7 protein-coding genes and 1 pseudogene are annotated in these 10176 nt (G+C 38.1%); 6 read left to right on the top strand and 2 right to left on the bottom strand.

All coding sequences use genetic code 11. The annotated features are described in order from the left end of the window. Both FC51_RS12365 and FC51_RS11165 read left to right on the top strand, forming a co-directional pair. Positions 1–2181, top strand: a 2181-nt coding sequence (locus FC51_RS12365) for a class I SAM-dependent DNA methyltransferase (protein WP_162261244.1), incomplete at its 5' end; no start/stop codon positions are given. Positions 2182–2385: 204 nt separating this feature from the next. Continuing rightward, positions 2386–3030: a hypothetical protein gene (locus FC51_RS11165; RefSeq protein ID WP_225355080.1), complete on the top strand. Its 645-nt coding sequence runs from the start codon at positions 2386–2388 to the stop codon at positions 3028–3030. 377 nt (positions 3031–3407) lie between these two features. On the opposite strand, the gene FC51_RS11160 is transcribed toward FC51_RS11165, so the two are convergent. Next, positions 3408–3758, bottom strand: coding sequence for a hypothetical protein (locus FC51_RS11160; protein ID WP_057910597.1), 351 nt, complete (start codon positions 3756–3758; stop codon positions 3408–3410). A gap of 778 nt (positions 3759–4536) precedes the next feature. Between FC51_RS11160 and FC51_RS12730 the strand changes: the two are divergent. Together FC51_RS12730 and FC51_RS11150 are read left to right on the top strand one after the other, a co-directional pair. After that, positions 4537–5965: pseudogene (locus FC51_RS12730) on the top strand (leucine-rich repeat domain-containing protein); the annotation flags it as partial. A gap of 1 nt (position 5966) precedes the next feature. Next, positions 5967–6287 (top strand): DUF5776 domain-containing protein (locus FC51_RS11150; protein WP_235806486.1); only part of this gene is annotated, 321 nt, incomplete at its 5' end. 151 nt (positions 6288–6438) lie between these two features. Here the strand turns inward: FC51_RS11150 and FC51_RS11145 are convergent. Next, entirely contained in the window at positions 6439–6885 is a 447-nt protein-coding gene (locus tag FC51_RS11145; RefSeq protein ID WP_057910596.1) for a hypothetical protein, read from the bottom strand. A gap of 528 nt (positions 6886–7413) precedes the next feature. Between FC51_RS11145 and FC51_RS11140 the strand changes: the two genes are divergently transcribed. Both FC51_RS11140 and FC51_RS11135 read left to right on the top strand, forming a co-directional pair. Further along, the gene (locus FC51_RS11140; RefSeq protein ID WP_057910595.1) at positions 7414–9066 is read left to right on the top strand and encodes a peptide ABC transporter substrate-binding protein; all 1653 of its coding nucleotides are present in this window, start codon (positions 7414–7416) and stop codon (positions 9064–9066) included. A gap of 20 nt (positions 9067–9086) precedes the next feature. Next, positions 9087–10163, top strand: coding sequence for a M42 family metallopeptidase (locus FC51_RS11135; protein WP_057910594.1), 1077 nt, complete (start codon positions 9087–9089; stop codon positions 10161–10163). The last annotated feature ends 13 nt before the right edge of the window (positions 10164–10176 follow it).

Raw genomic sequence — 10176 nt, 5'->3', positions numbered from 1 at the left:
CAACGAAGCATTAATCAGTTATGTGTGCGCTTTGTATTCTGCTTATATGCTGAAGATGCAGGAATCTTTGGCCAAAAGGACATGTTTCATGATTATCTAAAAGACATTGAACCAAGATTTATGCGTCGTTCGATCATTGACTTGTTCCAGGTATTAGACACCAAGATTCCTGATCGCGATCCATATCTGGATGATCAACTTGCACAATTCCCTTATGTAAATGGTGGACTGTTTTCAGAAGAGGATATTGAAATACCCAATTTCACTCAAGAGTTGAAAGATCTTCTCTTAAATGACGCTAGTGCTGACTTTGACTGGAGTGACATCAGCCCGACCATCTTCGGAGCTGTATTTGAATCCACGTTAAATCCTGATACACGGCGTGAGGGTGGAATGCACTATACATCAATCGAGAATATCCATAAGGTGATCGATCCACTGTTTCTCGATGATCTCAAAGAGGAACTGTTACAGATCAAACAGTATAAACAGCCGGCAACATTACGCGAAAAAGCAAAACAATTCCAATTCAAATTGTCCAAACTAACCTTCTTCGATCCAGCTTGTGGTTCAGGCAACTTTCTAACTGAAACATATCTTAGCTTGCGAAAATTGGAAAACGAGGCAATTAAACTGGCTTTCGGTGATCAAAGTATGCTGGATGTTGGACAAGGTTTAATCAAAGTATCAATTCAACAGTTTTATGGTATTGAAATTAATGACTTCGCCGTATCTGTAGCAAAAACTGCATTATGGATAGCTGAATCCCAGATGATGGAGGCAACAAAGGCAATCGTATATGCTAATATAGACTTTTTGCCACTAAAGACTTATACCAAAATTGTTGAAGGGAATGCTTTAAGGGTTGACTGGAATAGAGTAGTCCCAAACTACAAACTAACCTATATGATCAGTAATCCACCTTTCTCGGGTGCCCGTGTTATGAAGAAAAAACAAAAGGATGAACTACATTCGGTATTTGGGAACGCGAAAGGTATTGGTGATATCGATTATGTTTCTGGATGGTATAAAAAAGCCTCAGACTTTATGAATAACACTACAATCCATACTGCCTTTGTTTCGACTAACTCTATTACTCAAGGCCAACAAGTTAATTTATTGTGGAAGCCACTTTTTGACGATGGAATACACATCAATTTTGCATATACCACATTTCGTTGGAATAGCGAAGCTACACAAAAGGCTCAAGTCCATGTGGTTATAATTAGCTTTAGCTATGTTGATGAACAAGTTAAGCGCCTATACTCTGGAAACCATTTTCGGTTGGTCGATAATATCAACGGATATCTTGCCGATTCTGATAATGTTTTTATCAAAAAAAGAATGCAACCACTTTGTGATGTAACCCCCATGCACTCAGGAAGCAAGCCTATCGATGGTGGTTTTTTGATCCTCAACGCAGCCGACAGAGATGAAATTTTGGCACAAAATCCGACTATGCAACAATATATACGTCCCTTCATGATGGGCCAAGATTTTATTTCACGAATCTCACGATATTGTTTGTGGTTAGTTGATGCAGACCCAACGATCATAAAAAATGATTCAACGATAATGAATCGAGTCGCCAACGTAAAACAACTCAGGCTTAAAAGTAAACGACCAGCGACTAGAAAGAAGGCTGAATTTCCTACCCTGTTTGGAGAAATTAAAGATTCTAAAACTAACTATATAGCTTTGCCTGAAGTCTCTTCTCAGCGACGAAAATATATCCCCATGGACTATTTAAGTCCTGATGTCATTGCAGGAAACAAACTTTATATGCTCGAAAATGCAACGTTATATGAATTTGGTGTTTTAAATTCAAATATTCATATGGCATGGATGCGGGCTGTTGCAGGAAGGCTCAAAAGTGATTACAACTATTCCAACACACTTGTTTACAATAATTTTCCTTGGCCAACTCCAAGTGGCACTCAGATAGATCGAATTAAAACTACTGGACAGCAAATTTTGAATGCCAGAGAGCTGTATCCCTCAAGTTCATTTGCAGACCTTTATGATGATTTAACGATGCCACCAGAACTTCGTAAAGCCCATCAAGAAAATGACAAAGCTGTCATGCAGGCTTATGGAATGCCCATCAAAGATACGACTGAATCTGATGCTGTCCGAGAACTTTTTAAGCTATACTCAAAGCTAACTAAATCAGTGGATTGAAGTCAATAAGTGAGGCGAATCCTCTCAAAATATGAGAGTCTTCCTTAGCATATTTATCGTTAGAATTTATATTGGGTATTTTTTCATCGTTGATTGAAAGTTCTGTCATCTAAATGTTGGTCGGCGCCCCCCCCACGTGTTATCATCAATGCTGGACAGTGTCTTGATGTTGTAATTGAAAAAGTTTTGAGGGGAAGACATCTTATGAAATTCAAACTATCGCTTATAACTAGAAAACTCATTTTAAGCGGCATCTTAAGTATTGGCATTCTGTTGGCAGTGCCAGCTTGTGCTCATGCCTACACGAATTTGGGTGAAAACAGCAATATTCAATACGTTAAAGTTAAACGGCCGTTGTTTACTGGCCAATATACCAAGGTAAATGGTAAAAAAGGCCACAAGATCATCACACCGAAGGGAACCATTCTCAAAGTGGAGGCTACTAATGGTCGGTCATGGGCCTATTTCACTCGTGGCGCAATTAGTTATAAAAAGCAGCAGCAAATTTATCAGGTGCCGTTAACAACCAAAACTTACAACAAGCACTATACGACAAAGTATTTCAGACCATATAAGTTGAAATTGCCAGTCCGAACGCTGGCCTTACAGGCGGGAACTGGCTATACAAACAGTAAGGCTGGCAATTACAAGCCGATCTTTTACATTACGCTTGATGGATATCTCCAGTATTACAGCACCCCGCGATTAAAACATTACGGTATTCAAAACAGCTGGGAAGCAACACACGAATCCCGTGCAGTTGATAATCCAATCTGGACCATTAAACCGACCAGAGCAGTGAAAATTGATTCCTTTAAAACAAAGGGGAAAACATCCTACATTTATTAAAAAAAGCCAATTAGGGGATTAACCGAGAAAAAGGTGTCGGCTAAATATTATCGTTTATCAATTACTAAACACCAAACCACTACAAAGAAATGGAACTATGGTGATGAGGATTGGAAACAAGGTATTTGGACAAGATACACCGTTGGTGGTCACCAATTTTACTATCTAGTAGAGATATCTGAAGGTGATTAGCCGGCGGGGGAATTTTAAAAGCGTTTGATTCTTTTTAGATGAACCCGCATTAAAAAACTAAAAGGGAACTTGACACATGAAAATATCTTTGAGAGGAGATACAGCCATCACTCAAGACTCAAAAAAGATCCCCGGCATTTATGTCGAGGATCTTTTCACATATTGAAACGATTCATTTGCAACTGTTACTTAGTTAAATAAAATCCGTGACCCTTGATTTTATGGCTATTAATATACGTGAAGGTTTCTTTATAGTTGTAGCCTTGTACTTTGTATTTAATGGCATATTTTTTATGGCCAAGATATTTGTACATCGATTTAGAAGTTCCACCGCCTTTTCCATAAACGGTTATTGTGCTCTTGGTAAATTTGTAGGCGGTGAAACCATCAGTCTTCCAAGACCCAATAAAGGCCTTAGGTGATCCTTTGTGCCAACTTGCTGCGTTGGCCGTTGGGGCTGGTGTCAAAGATACAGCGCCGGCCAGGGAAGTCAGGGTTAATGCAGCTACTATGATTTTGGTTAAAGATTTTTTCAAAGTGAATTCCTCCAAGCATGATATATTTTTAATTTTGAATTCTAGTGTTTCCAAGCAGTCATTCATTTCTAGTGAGGTGGTATGTAAAAATTCCTTTCCTTTTGAGGAGTAACTTATCAATTATACCCGCTTCTAAAAGTTGTCTTGGAAACTAGCTAACATCCAAGATTTATTCTATCATAAGTCGATGCTCATATATCCAGCAAAATGATTTAAAGATATCTAGGCGTTGCGTCATTCGTTTCAGTTACGTTAGTTTGGCTGCTTTAGTGACTCGGTAATATTTGACATTGTTCCACACGTCGTTATATGAGCGTTCATTTTTGCCAACGCTTTTTGGATAAATTAGTAGGTACGGTGTCATCATCGAGGGCATCTAAAGCATGGGCAATGGCGTTTGGAATCGCTGTGAATGTCAAAAAATGGAATTATGAAGACGAAAAGATGTTTTATAATTTTCGTGGTTAAGTCCTTTCGGATAAACGTTTGCTAATACTGACATTGGACTCTTTTTCATTATCGATTAAAACATCGTGAGTAGTTTTAACGACTTAATTCTAGCATGCCATCAATGTATATTTTTATAAGCGTTACAGACGAAAAGATTGAGCTACAATATAATTTAAATATTATCTAGTTAAATAGATGGAAATTATGAACAAAAACCGAAAAAAGTGTGAATAATTGCGCGGTTACAACATTTGTACGAGTAATTCTGATATTCTATAACCATAAAAACATTGCAGAACCGACTCACGAAATTTAGGAGGATAATTTCATGAAGCCAAAACGAATTATATTAGGATTACTGTGTGCAGGTGTTGTTCTTGGAGGAGGGTTCTCTGTTCAGAAGACATACGCGGATGAAACGCAGTCTGTAAGAACAGCAAAAAGTCAAAATGAAGCCGAAATTGTTGAATTACAGCCTAGCGATGTTGAGATAAGTGGTGATACAATTACACGTCTAACTAGTCAAGCTGTTGCTCAAAAGTTAATTAATGGCGGGGCCCTTGTCATTCCTGAATCACTTGCAAGTAAAATTGGAGCCGCTGTTTTTTCCCGGAATAGTCTTCAACGGTTAGCAGGCAACGATGGGGAAGGAATTAGTTCCGTAACTGCTCATGGTATTCAATACGTGGAGCAATTTTCTTTTACCGGAAACTCAATCAAGACAATTGACTTCCCAGAGGCTACAGAAGTCCATCAGGAAGCGTTTTCTTATAATCAAATTGAAGCTGTTCACTTACCAAAGGTAACTGAGATTCATGGAATAGCATTTCGTAGCAATAAAATCGCATCATTGGATTTACCTCTAGTTCAGTTCATTGATCGCAGAGCGTTCTATAATAACTATCTCACGGAATTGACTTTACCAAATTGTGCCTATATTGACCGTGCCGCATTTGAAAACAATCAGATTCAAAAATTAAACTTACCAAATGCTGAAATAATTCGTGAGGATGCGTTTAAACACAATAACATTCGCTCAATTGATTTGCCTGAGGCAGTTAAGATAGGTGAGTCTGCATTTGCTGTGAACGAAATCGAACGTCTGGAACTTCCTAAGATAATAGAAATTGGTACCAATGCCTTCACAGATAATAAAATAACTTCTGTGGATTTACCAAGTGATGTTGCAGTTCAAGATGATGCTTTTGCAAAGCAATTTCACACTAACAACCGCCACAAGTCAGAATTAGCTGATAAGACACCAATTCCTTTTACTGATATACTGTCATCGCAAGGAATCTCTTTTAAAGTTGGTGGAGTGGAACAATTAACATCAGACAACATTAACATTGATGCACCAAGTGTGTCCGCTGATAATGATAAAAAAGAACTTCTCAATCCCGATAAAATTAACCCTATTGATTTGGAAATCCAAGCACCAAGTATTCATTACAGCATCTATTCTCAAATTAGTTTAACTGAGGAGCCATCGGTAACGCCACCAACAACTAATCCGGGTGGAAGCAACACAACAGATCCAGTAAAGCCAACCCCACCGATAGCACCCACACCAACGGATCCAGTTGAGCCTGAAAAGCCAACCACAGAGGTGCCGAACAATGCGGAGAAAAAGGGATCTACAGTCCATGCCATTAAGGGTCTCTACATGTATAAAACTGCGAACTTTACAAAGAATCAGCGAATTGCTAGGTACCCGAAACAAAAGCGGATTAACCGGCCAATGTTTGTGATTACTGNACATTACGTTATAAAGTTAGAGACGTCAATCATAAGAGCAAATCTGCGGGAAAAATTGGTTACATCACGGCACATCACAAATATGTTGTTCAGGCATACTATCAGTCAGTACCAAAGAATAAAAAGATAACCGTAATTGGTACTAATGGCATCCATGCTTATAAGAATGAAACATTAACACGTCGAGCAAAGTCATACAAGAAGGGCACCCATTTAAGAGTGAAGAAGATTGTTAAGCACAATCTCACGACCCGTTATCAATTGAGTAACGGTTACTATGTCACTGCCAACAAGAAGTTGGTTATTCAAGGAAATTATTAAGCAACTGTTCTATTCCGAATCAAAAAGATCCCCGACAGCAATTGTCGAGGATCTTCTTTATAATGCGGTTTAATAGATCTCTTGGAATAACCGGGTTCTTGTTTGAAATAAAGTAAGCATCGTTGCTGAATTGTATTCTACTTATTATCCCTTAATTCCAGATGGGAACGGTTTTGCCATATGAATAGGGGACCTTTGTTTTAAAGAGGCGATAATAAATTTGTCCCTCTCTGAACTGTAAGGATCGATGCCATTTACCTTTGACCTTAATTGAAGAATATCGATAATATGCAACTGGCCCAGCGTCTTTATTCACAGGATTGATATAATACCAAGTTTGACCATGTCGATGAACTTTTGCAACGGTCACTTTGAAATGGTTATAAGAATAATGATTTTGAAAATAGTCGCGTGTAAATAAGTAGTGCTTTGTCAATTTGATCTTATAATATGGCTCACCTTGTTGGTACTTATACCAAGTTCCTCTCATCTTGGCTGGGACGGTTCTTGTTGCGGCGTGAGATGTTCCCGTTACGACAAATGAAAATGTAGCACACGCTATTAAGGTTAGTGGTATTGCGATGGTTGATTTTTTCATAGTTTCCCCTCCATACGTACTATTAGTCAGCACCTCTGGCTAATTAATATTTAAATTATATCGTATTTTTATCCGATAAAGTGGTCATTTTGAATTTTTTCATATCTTCATAAGAGAACATAATAAAAACCCTTGAATTATCCCTTTACTTTGCATCAAAAGTATCTCGATCCCGTTTAACCTAACCGCAAGTTATTCCAAGAAAAGTTTGATAATAGTACGACAGAAACGAATGAACCCTGCAAAATATCATTACTACGTATTGGGGAAAATCTCATCAATAAGAAAAATTCCAAACTATGCAATAATATCATACCCTTGCAGACGAAAAGTACTCATAATAACGCCATCGATTTTTTCTGTTTCGTCTGGACCAATGCTGTTAGTTATCTTTTAAACTTTTTATAATCTAACACCCCCGTGTAATTATTATGTATATTCTTATAATATTAAACGATATATTGACATAATTTTAAAAAGGGTTATTATTTGAATAATGAATTTAAGATGAGAAAAAGGGGTATTTATATGAGGAAATCTATTATAAAACATTCGCTTTTATCAGTTGGTATTTTAGGAATTGGCTTATTACTGACTGCGTGCGGCACAAAAAGTTCAACTCAAACTTCTAATAAGCTGGCTGCTAAACAACAAATTGGACTATCAACGACGGCTGAAATTACCAGTTTGGATTTGTCAAAAATCTATGACAAAACTTCATTTATTCAAATTGATGAAACATTTGAAGGGCTCTATCGTTATGACGCAAATGGGAATGTAGAACCTGCTTTGGCTACTAAAACAGAAATTTCTAAAGATGGCAAAACGTATACCATCAACATCCGACACAATGCAAAATGGAGTAATGGGGATCCCGTCACAGCTAGTGATTTTGTGTATTCATGGCAACGAGCAGTCAACCCTAAAACTGCCAGCCAATACACGTATCTTTTTGACAATGTGAAGAACGCTCCGGCAATTGTTAATGGAAAGTTGTCGCCAAGTAAATTAGGTGTTAAAGCAGTTGGAAAATATCAGTTAAAGGTTCAACTATCTCGGCCAACCACATACTTCAAGATGGTAATGGCGCGTGAGACCTTGTATCCACTAGATAAAAAAGTTGTCGAAAAGTATGGGAAAAAGTATGGAACATCTGCCAAATACACTGTTTATAATGGTCCATTTAAAAACGTTGGTTGGACAGGTACTAACGATTCATGGAAGCTAATAAAAAACAATCAGTATTGGGACAAAAAAGCAGTTAAACTATCTCAGATTAACTACACAGTTGCCAAGTCACCTAGTACGGCCTATAACCTGTTCCAATCTGGCAAGCTTGATTTAATTAGTTTGGTAGGGGAGCAAGCAAAACAGCTTGGAAATAATAAGGATGCTGTTAAGCGGCCTTTAGCAGCAACGGAGTATTTACAATATAACCAAAGAAACGGCGTATTTAAGAATCGAAATCTAAGGCTAGCATTTTCGTTAGCATTAAATCGAAACCAATTAATTAACAAAGTGATGCAGAATGGCTCAATTGCTTCAAAAGGGTTTGTACCATTGGATTTTGCTAAAAATCCTAAAACTGGTAAAGACTTCGCGGATGAGGCATTTGTGCCTGGAACAGTGGACTACGATGCTACTAAAGCCAAACAGTACTATAAGAAAGCCTTAAGTCAGTTAGGCAAAAAGAATCTAACTGTTAAATTACTATCCGCCGATGATGATCAAACCAAAGACGTTATTGAATTTATTCAAAGTGAACTTCAACAAACACTTCCCGGATTGAAAGTTGAGTCTAACAGCATTCCGTTTGCTTCAATGCTTGCAAGAGCCTCTTCTGGAAACTTTGAGGTTAACTTCACTGGTTGGTCCGCTGATTTTGCTGATCCGATCTCGTTTTTATCTCAATTTACATCTAATAATCCTGAAAACAATGGCAAGTGGAACAACCAAAAGTTTGATCAAGCCATTAAGAATTCAAACAATAAAGATGCAAACAATCCTACTAAAAGATGGCAAGATTTAATCAACGCAGAAAAAATCTTGGCATCAGATCAAGGTATCACACCGATTTATCAACCAAATGGGATTGATCTCGTTAATCCTAAGCTTAAAGGCGTTGTGTATGACCGGATTAATGGCCATTACGATTATCGAACTGCATATTTAACTAAATAAGGTGAAAAAGGGGTAATAATTTGGATAAGCAATCAGCACTTAATTTAATCGAACATCTATCTAACGCAAATGGTCCCAGTGGATTTGAAGATGAAGTCAAGGACTATGTTGTTAAGACGGCGTCAACTTTCAGTTCTGTTCATGCAGATCATATGAACAATGTGTACCTGAGCAATAAGCAAAATTCACCAGCTAAAGGGAAAACGTTAATGCTCGATTCTCATTTGGACGCTGTTGGTTTAATCGTTCAGGCAGTTAAGCCCAATGGAACAATCAAGTTTGTTCCACTTGGGGGATGGGTTCCGGCTAATCTGACCGCCGAAAAAATGAGAATTCGTAACCAAGATGGCCAGTGGATAACTGGACTAGTTGCCACCAAGCCACCTCATTTTATGACTGAAGCTGAGAAAAAGCAGCCGATTGATATTGCAAACCTAGTTATTGACGTTGGAACCACTAGTGCTGAAGAGACCAAAGAAGTATTAAAAATTGACACCGGCTGTCCAATTGCCCCTGACACAGAATGGGAGTATTTCAAAACTCAAGATGTCATGATGGGCAAGGCATTTGATAATCGAATTGGAACCGCCTGTCTAATGGCGGCAATGTCTGATTTGGCTGAGGCAAACTTGGATGTAAACTTAGTCGGTGGGATTGCATCACAAGAAGAAGTAGGTTGTAGGGGTGCAAAAGTTACAATTAAAAAAATACATCCAGATATTGCGATATGTCTTGAAGGCTGCCCGGCTGATGATACCTTTACACCTGAATGGCTCATTCAAACAGGATTAAAACGTGGTCCAATGTTGCGGGATATGGATACTTCATTTATTGCTAACCCACATTTCCAGCAATTAGCTGTTGATCAAGCAAAACAAAACCAGATTCCCTATACTCGCGCAGTGCGAACTGGTGGCGGCATTGATGGTTCAGAATTGCTTGAATATCAGGGTGCGCCAACAATTTGTATCGGAATTCCTGTTCGTTATGAGCACACTAATTATGGATTAGTAGCATATTCCGACTTTGAAAATACTGTCAAATTACTGAAGTCAATTATTTTAGCTTTGAACGACGAAGTAATTGATGCTTTATAAATTAGGAGTTGAT

Origin of the sequence: Lentilactobacillus parabuchneri DSM 5707 = NBRC 107865 (assembly GCF_001435315.1) — a bacterium.
Classification (GTDB): Bacteria; Bacillota; Bacilli; order Lactobacillales; family Lactobacillaceae; genus Lentilactobacillus; species Lentilactobacillus parabuchneri.
This window is presented reverse-complemented; position numbering and strand designations above follow the sequence as displayed.

Bases quoted from the DNA above. Each gene is read 5' to 3' on its own strand.
- FC51_RS11165 (WP_225355080.1), top strand. From the start codon at position 2,386: ATGAAATTCAAACTATCGCTTATAACTAGAAAACTCATTTTAAGCGGC.
- FC51_RS11140 (WP_057910595.1), top strand. From the start codon at position 7,414: ATGAGGAAATCTATTATAAAACATTCGCTTTTATCAGTTGGTATTTTA.
- FC51_RS11145 (WP_057910596.1), bottom strand. From the start codon at position 6,885: ATGAAAAAATCAACCATCGCAATACCACTAACCTTAATAGCGTGTGCT.